21 protein-coding genes and 3 tRNA genes are annotated in these 18,251 nt (G+C 43.7%); 21 read left to right on the plus strand and 3 right to left on the minus strand.

Going from position 1 to position 18,251, the window contains the following annotated elements; all coding sequences use genetic code 11:
• Positions 1-55: 55 nt before the first annotated feature.
• The 8 genes from FO447_RS03895 to FO447_RS03925 all read left to right on the plus strand — a co-directional run bounded on the left by FO447_RS03895 (position 56) and on the right by FO447_RS03925 (position 3,918).
• The gene (locus tag FO447_RS03895; protein WP_200757762.1) at positions 56-310 is read left to right on the plus strand and encodes a hypothetical protein; all 255 of its coding nucleotides are present in this window, start codon (positions 56-58) and stop codon (positions 308-310) included.
• A 3-nt stretch (positions 311-313) separates the two neighbouring features.
• On the plus strand, positions 314-700 hold the full coding sequence (locus FO447_RS03900; RefSeq protein WP_200757763.1) for a YopX family protein: 387 nt from the start codon (positions 314-316) through the stop codon (positions 698-700).
• Positions 701-1,025: 325 nt separating this feature from the next.
• The gene (locus tag FO447_RS16190; RefSeq protein ID WP_262893227.1) at positions 1,026-1,148 is read left to right on the plus strand and encodes a hypothetical protein; all 123 of its coding nucleotides are present in this window, start codon (positions 1,026-1,028) and stop codon (positions 1,146-1,148) included.
• Positions 1,132-1,527 carry an HNH endonuclease gene (locus FO447_RS03905; protein ID WP_200757764.1) on the plus strand — a complete coding sequence of 132 codons (396 nt, stop codon included), beginning with the start codon at positions 1,132-1,134 and terminating at the stop codon, positions 1,525-1,527. The genes FO447_RS16190 and FO447_RS03905 overlap by 17 nt, the downstream gene beginning before the upstream one ends.
• A 5-nt stretch (positions 1,528-1,532) precedes the next feature.
• On the plus strand, positions 1,533-2,738 hold the full coding sequence (locus FO447_RS03910; protein WP_200757765.1) for an RtcB family protein: 1,206 nt from the start codon (positions 1,533-1,535) through the stop codon (positions 2,736-2,738).
• Positions 2,738-2,953 carry a Thoeris anti-defense Tad2 family protein gene (locus FO447_RS03915; protein WP_200757766.1) on the plus strand — a complete coding sequence of 72 codons (216 nt, stop codon included), beginning with the start codon at positions 2,738-2,740 and terminating at the stop codon, positions 2,951-2,953. Before FO447_RS03910 ends, FO447_RS03915 begins: the two co-directional genes overlap by 1 nt.
• A gap of 2 nt (positions 2,954-2,955) precedes the next feature.
• Positions 2,956-3,348 carry a hypothetical protein gene (locus FO447_RS03920; protein ID WP_200757768.1) on the plus strand — a complete coding sequence of 131 codons (393 nt, stop codon included), beginning with the start codon at positions 2,956-2,958 and terminating at the stop codon, positions 3,346-3,348.
• A 198-nt stretch (positions 3,349-3,546) separates the two neighbouring features.
• Entirely contained in the window at positions 3,547-3,918 is a 372-nt protein-coding gene (locus FO447_RS03925; protein WP_200757770.1) for a hypothetical protein, read from the plus strand.
• Between the two features lie 263 nt (positions 3,919-4,181).
• Here the strand turns inward: FO447_RS03925 and FO447_RS03930 are convergent, their stop codons facing one another.
• Complete coding sequence (locus tag FO447_RS03930; RefSeq protein ID WP_200757772.1) at positions 4,182-5,357, minus strand: site-specific integrase; 1,176 nt, start codon at positions 5,355-5,357, stop codon at positions 4,182-4,184.
• Between the two features lie 269 nt (positions 5,358-5,626).
• Between FO447_RS03930 and FO447_RS03935 the strand changes: the two genes are divergently transcribed.
• From FO447_RS03935 to FO447_RS03985, 11 genes are all read left to right on the plus strand, one after another.
• Positions 5,627-7,159 carry a carbon starvation CstA family protein gene (locus FO447_RS03935; protein WP_200757774.1) on the plus strand — a complete coding sequence of 511 codons (1,533 nt, stop codon included), beginning with the start codon at positions 5,627-5,629 and terminating at the stop codon, positions 7,157-7,159.
• A gap of 38 nt (positions 7,160-7,197) precedes the next feature.
• Complete coding sequence (locus tag FO447_RS03940) at positions 7,198-7,689, plus strand: outer membrane beta-barrel protein (protein WP_200757776.1); 492 nt, start codon at positions 7,198-7,200, stop codon at positions 7,687-7,689.
• A gap of 9 nt (positions 7,690-7,698) precedes the next feature.
• Positions 7,699-8,310, plus strand: coding sequence for a recombination mediator RecR (recR, locus tag FO447_RS03945; protein ID WP_200757778.1), 612 nt, complete (start codon positions 7,699-7,701; stop codon positions 8,308-8,310).
• A gap of 14 nt (positions 8,311-8,324) precedes the next feature.
• Complete coding sequence (locus FO447_RS03950; RefSeq protein WP_144155377.1) at positions 8,325-8,759, plus strand: hypothetical protein; 435 nt, start codon at positions 8,325-8,327, stop codon at positions 8,757-8,759.
• A 30-nt stretch (positions 8,760-8,789) separates the two neighbouring features.
• Positions 8,790-9,902 (plus strand): glycosyltransferase family 2 protein, encoded by a 1,113-nt coding sequence (locus FO447_RS03955; protein WP_200757780.1) that lies wholly within the window; start codon positions 8,790-8,792, stop codon positions 9,900-9,902.
• 58 nt (positions 9,903-9,960) lie between these two features.
• Positions 9,961-10,470, plus strand: a complete 510-nt coding sequence (locus tag FO447_RS03960; protein WP_118078943.1) for a GNAT family N-acetyltransferase — start codon at positions 9,961-9,963, stop codon at positions 10,468-10,470.
• A gap of 99 nt (positions 10,471-10,569) precedes the next feature.
• A tRNA-Asp gene (locus tag FO447_RS03965) sits at positions 10,570-10,643 on the plus strand.
• 35 nt (positions 10,644-10,678) lie between these two features.
• Positions 10,679-10,752, plus strand: a tRNA-Asp gene (locus FO447_RS03970).
• Positions 10,753-10,793: 41 nt separating this feature from the next.
• Positions 10,794-10,867, plus strand: a tRNA-Asp gene (locus FO447_RS03975).
• Positions 10,868-10,925: 58 nt separating this feature from the next.
• Entirely contained in the window at positions 10,926-12,362 is a 1,437-nt protein-coding gene (locus FO447_RS03980) for a sodium:solute symporter (protein WP_200757782.1), read from the plus strand.
• The gene (locus tag FO447_RS03985) at positions 12,362-14,389 is read left to right on the plus strand and encodes a M13 family metallopeptidase (RefSeq protein WP_200757784.1); all 2,028 of its coding nucleotides are present in this window, start codon (positions 12,362-12,364) and stop codon (positions 14,387-14,389) included. The genes FO447_RS03980 and FO447_RS03985 overlap by 1 nt, the downstream gene beginning before the upstream one ends.
• A 58-nt stretch (positions 14,390-14,447) precedes the next feature.
• On the opposite strand, the gene FO447_RS03990 is transcribed toward FO447_RS03985, so the two are convergent.
• Together FO447_RS03990 and truA are read right to left on the minus strand one after the other, a co-directional pair.
• Positions 14,448-15,365: a DMT family transporter gene (locus FO447_RS03990; RefSeq protein ID WP_117586885.1), complete on the minus strand. Its 918-nt coding sequence runs from the start codon at positions 15,363-15,365 to the stop codon at positions 14,448-14,450.
• A gap of 74 nt (positions 15,366-15,439) precedes the next feature.
• Entirely contained in the window at positions 15,440-16,183 is a 744-nt protein-coding gene (gene truA / locus FO447_RS03995; protein WP_200757786.1) for a tRNA pseudouridine(38-40) synthase TruA, read from the minus strand.
• A gap of 223 nt (positions 16,184-16,406) precedes the next feature.
• On the opposite strand from truA, the gene dapA reads away from it, so the two are divergent.
• On the plus strand, positions 16,407-17,294 hold the full coding sequence (gene dapA / locus FO447_RS04000) for a 4-hydroxy-tetrahydrodipicolinate synthase (RefSeq protein WP_117693154.1): 888 nt from the start codon (positions 16,407-16,409) through the stop codon (positions 17,292-17,294).
• Between the two features lie 31 nt (positions 17,295-17,325).
• Positions 17,326-18,213 carry an AraC family transcriptional regulator gene (locus tag FO447_RS04005; protein ID WP_200757787.1) on the plus strand — a complete coding sequence of 296 codons (888 nt, stop codon included), beginning with the start codon at positions 17,326-17,328 and terminating at the stop codon, positions 18,211-18,213.
• The last annotated feature ends 38 nt before the right edge of the window (positions 18,214-18,251 follow it).

Below are 18,251 nucleotides of genomic sequence, written 5' to 3' on the forward strand. Positions count from 1 at the left end.
TGTGCGATGGGGTGAGGTCATTAATGGAGTGTATACCTTTAAAGAAAAAATAGTTATGGCAACCTATAGAATAGTAGACATGTATCGCAAAAGTAAGGCTGTTAAAGGCATACATTACGATTCTCAGGATAATCCAATCCTTGCTTATCGTGTAGATAAGAGACATTCATTGTTATTTGGACTTATCCATTATTGGGATTATGGTGCATATAACCTTTGCCCAGACTATTTGTTTTCTTCGATTGATAAAGCAGAAGAAGCTATATTGAAGGTAGATAAAAGTAAAAGAATAACAATTTTATATGAATAGCTTATGAAAATAAAAAACATAAAATCCAAGGCTAAGCAGCTCAACTCAGGAAAATGGTTTGAGGGCGATTTAGTACGTCTAGGGAATAGGGTATGTATAGGAGGAGACCATATAAAAGATGGTATAACTGACGTTGACCCTTCTACAGTCTGTATGTTCACAGGACTGAAAGACAAGAATGGTGTAGAGGTATGGGAACACGACCTTTTAACAAAGGATGGCTCAGTAATCTATGAGGTTGGCTATGAAGGTTGTGGATTCAAAGCTTCTATTAAAGGAGAAGATGAGTTTGATTTAAATCTTGTTGCCGTATGTAAGTATGATTGTATTTGCGGAAACAAGTTCGACAGAAAGGAAGGTGAGAAAAATGATGAAGAAAAGAACATCTAGGATACTCATTATAGTCTTTTCCTGCATTATAATGGGATATTTTCTCGTTGGAACAATCCTTAATCCATCTGTTTATGAAGTGACAAGATGTTTTTTGTTTGGATTGTTCTTGGGATATTATACATATTGTTTATATAGCATTTATGAAGGAGGTGAGAAATGAAGATTAGACTAGCAAAGAAGATAATGAGGCGCAATACGCCTTATTGGATATTTCGTTATCTCTGCTATAATCGCATATTGTTACCAGGAGCGGGATATAAAGTCGATTTCAAAGACCACCGCATCACCAAGACGATAAGTTTAATAAGTAAAAAGAAGAAAAATGAGAATAAAAGATACTGACACTTTTATGGATTTAAGTAAAGAAGATAAGGATGCTTTAGATACTTGGGCACATTATTGTAAACAACATGAAGGTTATGAAAGAAATGAAGAAGGAAACTAGACTAAAGGTATATCGTATGTATGATGGTCATTGTGCCTATTGTGGCAGGACTATAGAGTACAAGGATATGCAAGTAGACCATATTGTTCCCAAAAACAGAGGAATGTATTCCAGATGGGATGAGAAACAAGGCAAGTTCGCAGTAACTCAAGGCGAGGATAGCTTAGAGAACTATATGCCAGCTTGCCGTGCTTGTAACTTCCGTAAGAGGGATATGACCTTAGAACAGTTCAGAGCAGAAATAAAGAGGCAGGCGGTTGGCTTGCTAAGTGGCGCTGCCAAGTTTCAAATGAAGATGAGTATTGCCTATGGTCTTATTATTCCTCAGTTCGATAAGAAGGTAGTGTTTTATTTTGAGAAAGTTAAACGTAAAGATTAAGAGATATGAATGAGTTTACAAAGATTTTCGCAAAGACAATAAAAGATGAAGCTATCAAACAGATAGAAACCCTATCTAATAGCGAGGCTTACAATAGTTGTAAAATAAGAATAATGCCAGATTGCCATGCAGGTAAAGGATGCACTATTGGCACGGTAATAGAGCTTGATAACAGAGTAGTTCCTAACACTGTTGGAGTAGATATAGGCTGCGGCATGAAAGTCGTAAGACTTGGTAAAGTTGATATTGACTTGCAGAAATTTGATGAAGCAGTCAATAAGTTGATTCCGTCTGGTTTTAATGTCAACGAGGGAGAAGTATCAGCCTACATAAACGGATTGGTTGATGGTTGTATGTTTGGCAAATTCCGTGCTTGGGATTGTCTTGACAGCATGGAAATAGTATATCGTTCTGTTGGAAGTCTTGGCGGTGGCAATCACTTTATTGAGTTAGATGCAAATGAAGAAGGAGAGAAGTTTCTTGTGATACATACAGGAAGTAGAAACCTTGGTGTTAGGGTATGCAACTATTACCAAAAACTTGCCTACGAGTATTGCCGTAAGAAAATAGCTGATAAGTCTGAGGTTATTGCCAAGCTAAAAAGCGAAGGCAGAGAAAATGAGATACAGAGTGTTATTAAGTCATTAGGTACTAAAAATATAAGCAAGGAACTTTCTTACTTGGAAGGTGATTTGCTCAATGACTACCTCAATGATATGCGCATAGTTCAAAAATATGCTGAACGAAACAGAATGATTATCGCCAACAGACTTGTAAATGCTTTAGGTGTAGATATTGATGCTAATTCAGATAAGTATTCTTTTACAACCATTCACAACTATATAGATACAGACAAGGGTATATTGCGAAAGGGAGCTATCAGTGCAAAAAAGGATGAGGTAGTCATTATCCCAATGAATATGCGTGATGGTTCTCTTATCTGCAAGGGAAAAGGTAACAAAGATTGGCTATGCTCTGCCCCTCATGGCGCAGGTAGATTAATGTCTCGTACACAGGCAAAGAAAGAGTTATCTATGGATTCTTACAAGAATGAAATGAATGGTATTTATTCCACATCAGTTTGTGAAGAAACCATTGATGAAGCACCTATGGCATACAAGCCAACCGAAGAGATTGTTGAGCTAATAAAACCTACGGTTAATGTGATAGATGTCATTAAACCAATTTACAACTTTAAAGCAAAATTATAATGAGCAAGGAAACATTTGACTTCTCGGAGGCTCTGAGAAGAATGAAGGAGGGGAAGAAAGTGAGACGTAAGATTTTTGCGGACGGCACATACGCATACATTGATAAGAACTATCTTGGTTCAGAGGCATTAATGTATAATAGCGTAGGAAGAGCTGCACCAGTTTTATGGTTACTTCCTGAGACTATTCTCGCAACAGACTGGGAGGAGGTGTAAGGATGGAAAAGAAAGTATTGACCCTCACCGTCAGCAAGCAATGGTTCGACATGATTGCGGACGGAAGAAAGAATGAAGAGTATCGGACAATAAAAGGATATTGGGTAAAACGCCTTTTCTTATTATGGAATGAAGATACTTGTACCAACGAGAAGATACCCACTCATTGCGTTAAAAACTGGGATAGTATTAGCCCCGAAATGGCTAACTATTGCATCAATAGTCCATATTACAAGGCTATTCCTTACACACACGTCCTCTTCATCAACGGCTACCGCAAGGATAGTCCACGAATTGAGAAGGAGATAGAGAGCATTAGTATCGGCAAGCCTAAGAAAGGCTTATGCCCCGATAAATGGCTTGATACCGAGTTTTTTATCATTAAATTCAAGTGATATGAATTACATACAATGTGATGAATGTAAATATAGATTAGTCTGTAACGGAGAGCCACTTACTAGTGGAAGTACAGGAAGTTGCGACCATCGTGTTATCAGCAATACTCCTATATTTCCAAAGATTAAAACACCACCAGATGAAAGATACGCTGACATTTGGAATTGGTAAATATTCATAAATTAAGTTTAAGGGATATGAAAATAAAGAATTTACCTAAGAAGATTTATCTCAATATCTGTAGCAATGAAGATGAGGTAGATTACAATGAGCTTAACGGGGTAACGTTCAGTACAGAAAAGATTGGTGTTACCGATTGTGATACAGAAAACGTTCCTTACGTGAATGCTGCATCATTATGGCACGACCTAAAGGAAGAGAAGCCACCATTAAAAAAGTGGGTAATGTTCCGATATAGTGGAGGTGGCGTAAATCCTACTGCTCTTCACTATGGAGCGATGAGTGATGACGTATGGCTTGTCACTAGAGGAGACGGAACACAGCGTATAGAAGTTCTGTACGAGTGTTACGAAAAGATTGAGTGGCTTGACTTTGATGAACTAAAATAGCGATAGCGTATGACAAACGAGGAATTTTTCTATGCTCATCTTGGTGAGCGAGTTCTTTATAAAGGTAAGGATATTGGCGCATACGTAGCAGGGTATATTGAAGATAAGTATATCATCTTAGGATTCGATAATTATACAGGCTGCATTCTGTACTTCACATCTAAGGTGTATAAAACGCTTGGTAAAACATATAACTCATACCGATTCGCAAAGTTAAAGTATTTGGAAGTAATAGAATAATAAGAAAGGGTAGGGCGAAAGCTCTACCCCTTCTTGTTATATAGAACATAATCAATAACCTTTCGATTGGCTTCATCAATCCGTTGTTGGTCTTTTCGCACATATATAGAGGTTATTCTATGGCTATTCTTATGCCCAAGGCAGTCTGCAATAATATCCATACTGATACCAATCTCATAAGCAATAGTAGCAAAGGTATGTCTTGCCCAATAAGTAGTTACTTCGGGTATTCCTATACTTTTGCAGATTTTGCTAAGACATCTATTATTGGCTTGGTCAAAGCTTAGATACGATGCTTTTCTATCGAATTGCTTGATAAGATGCTCTTTCCCTCTATATCGTTCAATAATCTCCATAGCCTCAGGTTCTACCTTTATATTATATAGCGTTCCCGTTTTTGAGCGGCGATAGGAGATTCTGCCGTTTTCTATTTTTTCTAATTTCGATAGGTCTTTAACATTGATACCCATTAGATAGAAGATAAGAAAGAACATATCACGATGTTTAGAACGGATAGGTGATAACTTTGCTTCATGCAATTTTCTTAACTGCTCAACAGTTAATGAGCGTTTCCTTGTTTCTTCTGATTTAATACTATACATATTAAAAACATATTCTTTAAGGACACCTTTTTTGCGAGCATAGTTTAAGATGGTTCGGATAATCCTTAATCTCATAGCAATGGTGTTTTTGCAATTTTTTATCTTTAGAAAATCAACGAAATCATCCAACCAGTCTATATCTATATCTTCAACCCTTAATGTATCATAATCACAGAAATCTTTTATTCTGTTTTCTGCTGCGATATATATGCGTTTAGTTCCCTCACTTTCTTTCTTGGATAGAAATTCTGCCATCTGTGTTTTGAAAAGATGATTCTCGTAATCGGTTTTATCTTCTTCGTTAGACAGATAAAGTGATAGCTTCTTATTAGAGAAGTAGCGCAGTTTGCCTTCTTCTTGTAACTGCACTATCTTATCATTGAGAAGGGAAATTCTTTTCATAAGTTTCATATTGATAACTCTCTGTTCGGGTATTCCTTTCACCTTCTCATTCTTAGCATCCCATTCATCTTCTTTCAGCTCATAGCCTGTGGGAATATAAATGGCACTATCTTTCCTTGCCACTTTGAACTTCAAAGGGAATCTGCCGCTATTCAATCGCCTCCTTTTATCCAACTTAATTGAAATCTTAATCATAAGTATGTATCTCCTTTATTTGCACGAAATTTGCACGTTTTATTGCAAACAATAGCAAAGTATGCAATATATTGATAATCATTCATAATGCAAAGATAACTATTTTTTTGCGGATTAATGCCTATTTAATAGTTTTTTTTGCATATTCACCATAAATATTTCAATATTTTTTTTTATTTCAAATAAAAATATTACTTTTGCGGTTGAAATATTAAAATAAAGTGCATTTTGCACCGAAAAGAGAGAAAATTTTAAGCAATAAAAGCAAAATGGTCAGTTTCGTTATTAGTTTGGTCGCCCTTGTATTGGGTTACCTTCTTTATGGAAAGTTTGTGGCGCATGTGTTCGGTCCTGATGACCGCCCTACGCCTGCAGTGACCAAAGCCGATGGGGTCGACTTTATGGTACTGCCTAGTTGGAAGATCTTCATGATTCAGTTCCTCAACATTGCAGGAACGGGTCCTATCTTCGGTGCCATTATGGGTGCCTGGTACGGACCGGTGGCTTATCTGTGGATTATCTTCGGGTGTATCTTCGCAGGAGCCATGCATGATTACATGAGCGGTATGCTCAGTATCCGTAACGGTGGAGCTGGTTTGCCGGAATTGGTAGGTAAGTATTTGGGTGGACGCACCAAGAAAGTGATGTTGGTCTTTTCGGTACTTTTGCTGATGATGGTGGGAGCTGTGTTTGTATACAGTCCGGCTATCATTATGAGTGGCATTTGTAATACGGATGCATTCTGGGGCAGCCAGATGTTTTGGATTGTGGTGATTTTCGTTTATTACGTCATTGCTACATTACTGCCTATCGATAAGATTATCGGTAAGGTTTATCCGCTCTTTGCCTTCTCGCTTCTCTTTATGGCGGGTGCTCTGATGATAGGTCTCTTTGTGAAGTGGCCTTCATTGCCTGAACTTTGGAGCAATTTGCAGAGTTGCAATCTCAATGAGAATCCGGCTTGGTTGGGAACGGAGTCTTTTGTACAGAAGAGTCCGATTTTCCCTTGCCTCTTTATCACGATTGCCTGTGGTGCCATCAGTGGTTTCCATGCTACGCAGAGTCCGCTCATGGCACGATGCATGAAGAATGAGAAGATGGGACGCCCTATTTTCTATGGAGCCATGATTACAGAAGGTGTCGTTGCCTTGATATGGGCTACGGTTTCCATGTATTTCTTCTATTATGGTGGATGGCGTGAATGCGTAAGTCCTGAGGTGGCTCAGCAGTTTATAGCTCAGTTTGATGGCGGCAAGTCGCTTATCCAGAACTTCGATGCGCCTACCGTTGTGAAGATAGTATGTTCCAGCTGGTTGGGTGTGGCTGGTGGAATCCTGGCTCTGTTGGGTGTCGTCGCAGCGCCTATTACCAGTGGCGATACGGCTTTGAGAAGTGCCCGTCTGATTATCGCCGAGTTTATCGGTTTGGAGCAGCGCTCTATGCGCAAGCGTCTTTATATCTGCGTTCCGTTGTTTGCTCTTACGGTGGGCATTCTGGTTTGGCAGATGGAGAATCCTGATGGTTTCAATATCATCTGGCAGTATTTCGGCTGGGCTAACCAGACGCTTTCTGTGTTCACTCTCTGGACATTGACGGTTTATCTGGTACAGCAGAAGAAGCCTTTTGTGATGACGCTGGTTCCTGCCTTGTTTATGACCGTGATATGTTCAACCTTCCTGCTCATTTCGCCAACAGCTTTGGCTTTGGGTGAGAGCCTGGCTTATGCGGGCAGTGTCATCATTCTGGTGATAGCCTTGGTTTGGTTCCTGGGTTGGTATCGCAGTTATCAGAAGAAACAATAGATTTATATATAAGTATTAATCAATATACGTAAATTTATATGATACGAATGAAAAAATTAGCTATTGCAGCATTGGCACTTGTCGTTTCGACAGCTGCCCATGCTCAGTTTGAAAGTGGAAAACAGTATATAGGTGCGTCGATGACGGGCTTAAACTTGAGTTATAATGGCTCTCAGGACCTCAATCTCGGTATTCAGGCTAAGGCTGGATACTTCGTAGAAGACGACTGGATGCTGTTGGGGCAGGTAGAATATAATCATTCTGGTCTTGAAGGCGTGAAGGATTATTTCGCTGTCGGTGCCCAGGCACGTTATTATATCGAGCAGAATGGTCTGTATCTGGGCGGCGGCGTAAAGTTGGCTCATTCCGGAGGTTATAATGATTTCATGCCAGGGGTAGAGGTAGGTTATGCTTTCTTCCTCGGCAAGTCGGTTACCCTCGAGCCAGCTATCTACTACGATCAGAGTTTCAAGAAGCATGTAGATTATTCTACTGTAGGTTTGAAACTGGGTATTGGTATTTATCTCTAAACTGCTAAGATGCAACAACAGTTTTCTTCGACTTTGTTGGAAAAGGCAGTGGCGGAGTTTTCTAAATTGCCAGGTATAGGGCGCAAAACAGCTTTGCGCCTTGTACTTTTTATGCTCAAGCGTAAGAGTGAGGATGTGGAACTCTTTGCTGATACCATTTCCAGGATGCGGCGTGAAGTGAAATACTGCAGAGTTTGTCATAATATCAGCGATACTGATTTCTGTCCGATCTGTTCTGATTCCCGGCGCGATGCTTCTACCATCTGTGTCGTTGAGAATGTGCAGGATGTACTGGCGATAGAAAACACGCAGCAGTTTCACGGACTCTATCATGTCTTGGGCGGCATCATTTCGCCGATGGATGGTATCGGTCCTTCGGATATAGAGATAGAATCGCTGGTTCAGCGTGTGGCTGAAGGTGGGGTGAAGGAGGTGATTTTTGCTCTCAGCAGTACGATGGAGGGTGATACAACCAACTTCTATATCTCCCGTAAACTTGCTGATTATCCTGTTAAACTCTCTGTTATCGCCCGTGGTATCTCGGTGGGTGATGAATTGGAGTATACAGATGAGGTTACCCTCGGAAGGAGTATTCTGAACAGAACTCCATTTGGACAATAATAAAAGACAACAAAATGAAAATCAAACAAGTACAACGAATATTGATGACCAATTTCCTCTTTGTCCTGTTGGTAGGATTCCTGCTGGTCTTGCTCTATGAGACAGAAATTTTGGAACCTACTAATCTGGCAGGGGATGTTACGTTGGTCTATGTGATTACCGTAGCGATGGAGTTTCTTACCATTGCCGTTATTCCTCTGGCGCTCAAACTCTTCAGTTTCAAGGCTATTCACCGTCAGTTGGTAACCCGTAAGGGAGATGCACTTCTTCCTCTGGGCACTGCCCGTCTGAATATGCTCTGCTTGCCAATGCTGATCAATACGTTTATGTATTATCAGACGATGGCGCCTGCTTTTGGATATATGGCTATCATCCTTTTTCTCTGTCTCTTCTTTGTCTATCCTTCTGTCGGAAGATGTGAGGACGAAACAACAGAGGCGGAAGGTTAAACTCTCAGTATCTAATATTTGCTATTCGGTATGAAACTTAGTGTTATCATAGTAAGCTATAATGTGAAGTACTATCTTGCCCAGTGTCTGCGTTCGGTAGAGAAAGCTATCGGCGTGTTGGAGTGTGGGCAGCAGGGTGATGCAAGTGGCGATACGGCAGAGATTATCGTGGTTGATAATCATTCTCAGGATGGAACGGTGGAATTTCTCGAACAGTGTTTCCCGGCTTCCCGATATCCTAATCTCCATGTTGTAGCCTGTACGCATAATAACGGATTTGCCCGTGCCAACAATCTTGCTATCCGCAAGAGCGAGAGTGATCTGGTTCTTTTGCTGAATCCGGATACCATTATCGGTGAGCATGTTCTCAAGGATGCTGTTGGTTTCATGCGTACTCATTCTGACGCTGGTGCATTGGGTGTAAGGATGTTGGGAGCCAATGGCAAACCAGCTCCTGAGAGTAGGAGAGGATTGCCTTCTCCGATGGTGGCTTTCTATAAGATGATGGGGTTGTGCAGCCGGTTTCCTCAGCATCGCAGTTTCGGTCATTATTACATGGGTTATCTTCCATGGGATAAGCCGGCAAAGATAGAGGTTGTGAGCGGTGCTTTCTGTATGATTCGTCGTGAAGCCTTGCTGAAGGTGGGGTTGCTGGATGAGGATTTCTTCATGTATGGCGAGGATATTGATCTTTCTTACCGTATCTTGAAGGGTGGTTATCAGAACTATTATCTGCCTGTAGATATCCTGCATTACAAAGGTGAAAGTACTCAGAAGTCGAGCTTCCGCTATGTTCATGTGTTTTACGAGGCGATGCTTATCTTCTTCCGTAAACATTATTCGGGTATGTCGCATCTCTTGAGTATTCCTATCAAATTTGCTATTTATGCCCGTGCCTCTGTAGCCTTTACGCAGATGATGACTGCGAGAATCAGAAAGAGTCTGGGATTCTTTTCTCCTTCTCATGTCGACCTGTCAAACCAGGTATTGTTTGATGCTGACGAGATGAGCTATGAAGAGATGCTGCATCAGCTTGCGCAGCGGTCTGACGAGAATATCAAACTGGCTACCTATACGAAGGACATCGGTAAGGTGATTACGGATAGGGAGGTGATGGATAAGGATGAATTTGGTTATTTATAAGGATAGATTTATTTCTATATTATAAGGTACGCGCGTACATTATTAATAAGTGTAGTTTATGAAAGAACCGAATATTCGATTACGTGCTTTAGAGTTGGAAGATCTAGATTTTCTCTACCATATAGAGAATGATGATCGGCTTTGGGAACTGGGTGTTTCCAATGTTCCATATTCGCGCCGGGTGCTGCTCGACTATATAACCAGTGCTTCGGCAGATATTTATGTAGACAATCAGGTGCGCCTGATAGTAGAGAATGAGCAGAATGAGCAGGTGGGCATCCTGGATCTTACTGATTTTGATCCCCGTCATCACCGTGCCGAACTCGGAATTGTCATCAAAAAGGAGTTTCAGGGGCAGGGTTATGCGAAGGCTTCTGTGTCACGCTTGTTGCAATATGCCCGGAATATACTTCATCTTCAGCAGATTTATGCTATTGTAGGTATCAGAAACCAAAAAGCGGCTAAAATGCTGCAATCTGTTGGATTTGAGGGGAATAATATCCTGAAACAATGGCTTTGTAGCCCAGTTGGATATGAGGATGCGATGTTTTTTCAATATTTTCTGTAAAAAAGTTGCATAAAAATTTGGTAGAACCAAAAAAAAGTAGTACCTTTGCACTCGCAAATGAAAAATGAGCGCTAAGCCATTCAATTTGATTTCATGATTGGTGCGTTAGTTCAGTTGGTTAGAATGCCTGCCTGTCACGCAGGAGGTCACGAGTTCGAGTCTCGTACGCACCGCTCAAAATCATCTTGCTGGCTTGCCAAAATAGTTTGGTGCGTTAGTTCAGTTGGTTAGAATGCCTGCCTGTCACGCAGGAGGTCACGAGTTCGAGTCTCGTACGCACCGCTAATTTCATTTTAACATTTCGACTCCTCCATAATAATAATGGTGCGTTAGTTCAGTTGGTTAGAATGCCTGCCTGTCACGCAGGAGGTCACGAGTTCGAGTCTCGTACGCACCGCAGAAACCTTCGAGAGTGATCTCGGAGGTTTTTTGTTTTTATATAAATTTAAGAGAATATGGCTATCGTTATCACAGTTCTGGCATACTTCTGTGTGCTTCTGCTCTTCAGTCATCTTACTGCCCGCAAAATGGCAAGTAATGAAACTTTCTATCGTGCCAACCGCCGTTCGCCTTGGTATATGGTTGCTTTCGGTATGGTGGGAGCGTCTATTTCGGGCATCACTTTTGTCAGTGTACCGGGCATGGTGATGAGAACGGATATGACCTACCTTCAGATGTGCATCGGTTTCATCCTGGGTTATTTCCTGGTTGCCTTTCTTTTGCTTCCTATCTATTACCGGTATAATCTCACTACGATTTACGGTTATCTGCAGCAGCGGTTGGGGGAACGTTCGTATAAGACTGGAGCTTCGTTCTTCCTCTTGTCCAAGATGACGGGTGCGGCGGTCCGTTTCTTTGTCGTCTGTATCCTCTTGCAGCGTTTCGTGCTCGATGGGATTGGTGTTCCGTTCTGGGTCACGGTTCCTGTCATGGTACTGCTTATCTGGCTTTATACGCGCAAGGGTGGCATCAAGACGCTGGTGTGGACGGATACCTTTCAGACGCTCTGTATGTTTGCTGCGCTCATCCTCATTATCTGTCAGGTGATGTCGGCGTTGGGCATGAGTCCTTCCGAAGCGATAACTGCGATTGCTAACGACAGTCATTCCCGTATTTTTGTCTTTGATGACTGGATGTCGAAACAGAATTTCTGGAAACAGTTCCTAAGCGGTGTCTTTGTAGTGATTGTGATGACCGGTCTTGATCAGGACATGATGCAGAAGAATCTTACCTGCAAGTCGCTCCGTGAGGCCCAGAAGGATGTTTGCAGCTATGGTTTTGCCTTTGTGCCTGCCAATCTGCTTTTCCTGAGTCTGGGTGTGTTGCTGGTGATGCTGGCTCAGAAACAGGGAGTGGCTTTGCCTGATGCTCCTGATGATCTGTTGCCGATGTTCGCAGCTTCGGGAGTGATGGGAAACCTGGTAGTGGTACTGTTCACCATCGGTATCGTGGCGGCGAGCTTTTCGAGTGCCGATTCTGCTTTGACCGCCATTACTACGAGTCTCTGTGTGGATATATTGGGCAGGAAAGAGGATATGAAGCTCCGCAAGCGTATGCATCTGCTGGTGGCTTTCGTCTTCATGCTCTTTATCATTGCTTTCAAGGCGATTAATTCTACGAGCGTGATAGATGCCATCTACATCCTCTGCTCTTATACTTACGGTCCGCTGTTGGGTTTGTTTGCCTTCAGTCTGCTCACCAAGCGTCAGGTAAACGACCGCTGGTCGCCATGGGTCTGCATTGCCAGTCCGCTCATCTGCTACGCCATCGATACCCTTACCTCGCAGTATGTGGGCTATAAGTTCGGCTATGAGCTTCTGATGCTGAATGGCGCCCTGACCTTTGCAGGTCTCGCCCTTATAAAAAAAGAAACAGTTAAATACAAACAATAATGAGAACAAAAGTATTATTCGCAGCATTGTTGCTCAGTGCAACAACTGCTTTTGCCCAGCAGGAGAAGTTGGGCTCCGGTATTGACAAGACCAACATGGACTTGACCATCAAGCCGGGTAATGATTTCTATCGCTATGCCGCAGGCAACTGGATGAAGAATCATCCACTCGATGCCGAGCATACCGACAATGGTGCTTTCACCGACCTCTTTGAGCAGAACCAGAAGCGCATCCAGGACATCATCCTTGAATATGCTTCCAAGCCACAGCAGAAGGGGTCACTCGGACAGAAGATCGGTTCGCTCTACAACCTCCGTATGGACAGCGTTCGCCTGAACAAGGAGGGATGGGCACCTATCAAGCCAACTCTCGACCGCATTGCAGCTATCAAGGACCGCAGAGAGTATCAGCTCGTTACCGCTCAGCTCGATTTCCGTGGCGAGGGTACCATGATGTATGGCATCGGTGTGGGCGCCGACCTTCGTGATGCCGCCAACAACCTCGTTGAGGTAGACCAGAGTGGTCTTGGTCTTGGTGTACGCGATTACTATGTAAACGATGACGAACAGACCAAGAAGATTCGTGATGCATACAAGGCTTATATGAAGAAGCTCTTCCAGATGGTAGGCAACGACGAGGCTACTGCCCAGAAGAAGATGGAGGCTGTGATGGCTATCGAGACCCGCATCGCTAAGGCAAGCTATAGTCAGGTACAGCTCCGCGACATCGACAAGAACTATCACAAGATGACTTACAACCAGCTCGTGCTCGATTATCCTGGCATCGACTGGGGCAATGTGTTCCTGGCATCCGGTTTCCCTGCTTTCAAGGAAATTTGCGTGGGTCAGCCTGAACCAATCCACGAGGTTGAGAAGATTCTCGCAGAGACCTCTCTGGATGATCTGAAGACATACGCAGAGATCAAGGTGATTTCTGGTGCAACCAGCGTATTGAGCGATGATTTCCGTGCCGTATCCTTTGAGTTGAGCAAGGTAATGAGTGGTGTTCAGCAGGACCGTCCTCGCTGGAAGCGTGCTGTAAGTACCGTGAGCGGCGTGTTGGGCGAGGCTATCGGAAAAATCTACGTAGAGAAGTACTTCCCAGAGAGCAGCAAGAAGCGTATGCTCGACTTGGTTCACAATCTCCAGACTGCGCTTTCACAGCGCATCGACGAGGCTACCTGGATGAGTGCTGCTACCAAGGCACAGGCTAAGGACAAGCTGGAGAACTTCATCATCAAGATAGGTTATCCTGACAAGTGGAAGGACTATAGCGGATTGCAGGTAGATGACAGCCTCTCTCTCTACGAGAATATGGCAAATATCTCTGAGTTCTTTACCAAGGATGCCATCGCCCGCAAGGTGAACAAGCCGGTAGATAAGACAGAGTGGGGAATGACTCCTCAGACTATCAATGCTTATTATAACCCAACTACCAACGAGATTTGCTTCCCTGCAGCTATCCTGCAGCCTCCATTCTTCGATCCAACAGCTGATGATGCGATGAACTATGGTGGTATAGGTGGTGTAATCGGTCATGAGATGAGTCATGGCTTTGACGATCAGGGCAGCCAGTTTGACAAGACCGGTAACCAGCACAACTGGTGGACTGCTGCTGACAAGAAGAACTTCGAGTCTCGCACCAAGATCCTGGTTGACCATTTCAACAAGATTGAGTTGGCTGGCAAGAAGGTAAACGGCCAGATGACCCTGGGTGAGAACATCGGTGACAATGGTGGTTTGAACATCGCTTTCCGTGCACTTCAGAATGTGATGAAGACAGAGAAGTTGGGTGTGAAGGATGATTTTACTCCAGAACAGCGCTTCTTCCTGGCATGGGCACGTGTATGGGCAGGCAATGCCCGTCCTGAGTACCTGCAGTATCTGATGACCGTGGATGTTCACTCTCCAAACGAGGCTCGTGTGAACGGTGCCCTCCCAATGGTGGATTCATGGTATAAGGCATTCAACATCAAGAAGGGCGACAAGCTCTTTGTTCCTAAGAACAAGCGTGCACATATCTGGTAAAAACATAAAAAAAAGTCTTGCAGGCTATATGCTTGCAAGACTTTTTTTTATCTAATCATTACTTCGTTCCGAAATAGAGGAACAGCATTCCGAGCAGAACGAGGAGAAGGTCCACGAACTTCGCCTTGAGATTCTTCTCGTGGAAGATGGCTGCACCGAAGAGGAAGCTGACGATAACCGAACCGCGGCGAATCATGCTCACGATACTGATCATGGCGCCAGGCAGACTCAGAGCGTAGAAATATACGAAGTCGGCTGCCGAAAGGAAGATACTGATGAAGATGATACTCCAGTGCCAGTGGAATGGGGTAGAATTCTTCTTGGTAGGCCACCATATCATCAGCAGCATGGCTCCCATGAGGAAACACTGGTAGATGTTGTACCAGCTCTGCACAATCATTCTGTCTAATCCTACACCACCATTCTCTGGTGGAGCCATCAGATACTTGTCGTAGAGACCGCTTATTGCACCGAGTACGGCAGCCAGCACGATGAAGTAAATCCATTTATTGTGCTTGAAGTCGATACCCTCTTTCTTGCCGCTGCGCGAAAGCATGGCAAAGGAGATGATGGCAAGGATGACACCAATCCACTGATACAGATTCAGTACCTCGCCGTAAACCAGCAGCGCACCCACGAGTGTCATTACCGGTCGGGTGGCGTTGATAGGTCCCACGATGGTGAGCGGCAGGTGTTTCATGCCGAAATAACCGAAGATCCAGCTGCTCAATACGATGAAACTCTTGAGCACGATGTACTTGTGAACTTCCCATCCGCCTTCTGCTACATGAAACATCGTTCCATCCAGCGAATTTCCTGTATAGCTCATCACGATGAACGGCAGGAAGATGAGCGATGAGAAGAGCGTGTTCAGAAAGAGCACGGGAATCACTGCGTTACCTGAAAGCGCCTTCTTCTTGAAGGCATCATAAAATCCCAGCAGCGCTGCTGAGAGAAATGCTAATACTAACCACATTTTTATGAATGTTAAATGTTAAATGTTGAATGTTGAATGTTGAATGAGGCTCGCGCCCTTGTGTTTCTAATCATTTAATCTTTGAAATCATACCCTACCTCTTCCAGGAACAATGCGTTACCTGGCATGCTTTCGCCTGCATCGCTGCGGCTTCCGTTGTGCAGGATATCGAGAAACTGTTCCATCGTAATCTTTTCTCTGCCTACATCGATGAGCGTTCCCACTACGGCTCTCACCATGTTTCTCAGGAAACGGTTGGCGGTAATCTCGAAATACCAGGTGGTAGGAGAGGTCTGTATCCATCGGGCGGCTGTTACATGGCAGATGGTAGTCTTGTTGTCGCCACCCGCCTTGCAGAACGCTGCATAGTCTTCGTGATGCAGAAAATGCTGAGCCGCCTCGTTCATCTTCTCGAAATTCAGGGGATAGTTCATCTGCAGTGAATAATGGCGCTCAAACGGATCTTTCTGCGTATGTATATAATAATGGTATGTGCGCGATGTGGCAGAGAAACGGGCATGCATCTCTGGGGCTACCTCCCTTACTTCGTATACGGCGATGTCGCGGGGCAGGATGCGGTTCAGGCGGTATACCAGCTGGTCGGGTTCCATCGGAATCCTGTCGGTATCGAAGTGGGCTGCCATGTGTCGTGCATGTACGCCGGTATCGGTCCTTCCTGCTCCCACCACCTCCATGTCCTTTCTCAGAAGTATGGAGAGGGCGCGCTGCAACTCCTGCTGCACCGAATTGGCATTGGGCTGAATCTGCCAGCCGTGGTAGTTGGTGCCGTCGTAACCGAAGAATATGAAATATCTCATGATGATCTTTGAACTTTTTTGTTTTTTGCTATGAACTTTGAGCTTTGATTTGTTCTTCGTTCTTTGCTTAATTCGGGTGCAAAGTTACTAAAAAAACGTGAAATATGGTATAATAATACAGATTTTTTTCAAAAATGGTACAATCTTGAAAGAAAAGTTCAATTTTATTTTGCAAATTGACAATAATTGTGTACTTTTGCCAACGTTTTTGATATTATAGATTATGGCACAGAACATATTCAAGGGTTTAGGTGTTGCCCTTATTACTCCTTTCAACACCGATGGCTCGGTTGATTATCAGTCGCTCAAGCGATTGGTAGAGTTTCAAATTGACAATGGTGCAGACTTCCTTTGCATCCTTGCCACAACTGGTGAGGCTCCATGTCTTACACAGGAAGAGAAAGATAAAATCACAGAATTGGTGAAAGACGTGAACAAGGGTCGCATCAAGATATTGAAATATTGTGGTGGTAATAATACTGCTGCTGTCGTTGAAGAAATCAAGAACACCGACTGGAGTGGCATCGATGGCATCCTCAGTATCTGTCCTTACTACAACAAACCTTCTCAGGAAGGTCTCTATCAGCACTTCAAGGCCATTGCCCAGGTTAGTCCGCTGCCTATCGTGCTCTACAATGTTCCTGGCAGAACCGGTATCAACATGAAGCCTGAAACAACCTGCCGTATCGCCCGCGACTTCCCTAATGTGGTAGCCGTGAAGGAGGCTAGTGGCAGCCTGGAGCAGGTAGATGAGATTATCAAGAACAAGCCTGATAATTTTGATGTTATCAGTGGTGATGATGCGCTTACCTTCTCAATGATTGCCAGTGGTGCTGCCGGCGTTATCTCTGTTATCGGCAATGCCCTGCCTAAGGCTTTCAGCCGTATGATCCGTCTCGAGTTCCGTGGCGAATATGAGCCAGCCCGTAAGATTCATCATTCTTTTACCGAGCTCTACAGTCTGCTCTTCGTTGACGGTAACCCTGCCGGCGTAAAGGCGCTGCTCAATGATATGGGCTTCATCGAGAACGAGCTCCGTCTGCCTCTGGTTCCTACCCGTATCGCAACCAAGCAGAAGATGAGCGACATTCTGAAGACTTTGAATATCTAAAATAGTGATTAGTTATTAATCATTTAGTACCATGGCAGAAGATAGAAGAATCATACACGAGATAACACCGCTGATGGGTAAGGATGTGCTCTATATTGCAGACCGACACAAGAAGGAGTTTACTTATCCTATCCATAACCATTCGGTGTACGAGTTGAACTTTGTTGAGAATGCAAAGGGAGTAAGAAGAATCGTTGGAGATTCGCAGGAGGTGATAGGCGACTATGATCTCTGTCTCATCACATCGCCCGATCTGGAGCATGTATGGGAGCAGAACGAATGCCACAGCGATGACATCCGTGAGATTACCGTCCAGTTTGATTTCTCCATGAGTGATGAAACGCTCTTCGGAAGAAATCCCTACGCCAGCATTACCCGTATGATGCAGGAAGCGAAGAAGGGACTGGTCTTTCCGATGCAGGCAATCATGAAGGTATACGGAATGCTTGATACTTTAAGTTCCGTAAAAGACGGTTTCTATGCCGTACAGCAGTTCCTGACCATTCTCTACGAACTGTCACGCTGCGAAAATGCCCGCACCCTGGCTTCCAGCAGTTATGCCAAGGTAACGGTAGAAGACGATAGCCGGCGCATCCTGAAGGTGAAGAATTTCATCTCCAAGAACTATATGGATGAACTCCGTCTGCCGGAGCTTGCCTCGCTGGCAGGCATGAGCAGCAGTGCGTTCAGCCGTTTCTTCAAGCTTCATACCGGCAGAAATATCTCTGAGTATATCATCGACCTGCGTCTGGGTTATGCTGCCCGCATGCTGGTAGATACCGCCAAGAGTATCAGCGAGATAGGTTTTGATTGCGGATTCAACAATCTCAGCAACTTCAACCGCATCTTCAAGAAAAAGAAAGGATGCTCGCCAAGCGAGTTCCGTGAAAGCTATCATAAGACAAGAATCATTGTATAATACAGCCAACGTAATCGTTTAAGTGAAATTATCAAAAA

It is taken from the genome of Segatella copri, from assembly GCF_015074785.1.
In the GTDB taxonomy this organism is placed as follows: domain Bacteria; phylum Bacteroidota; class Bacteroidia; order Bacteroidales; family Bacteroidaceae; genus Prevotella.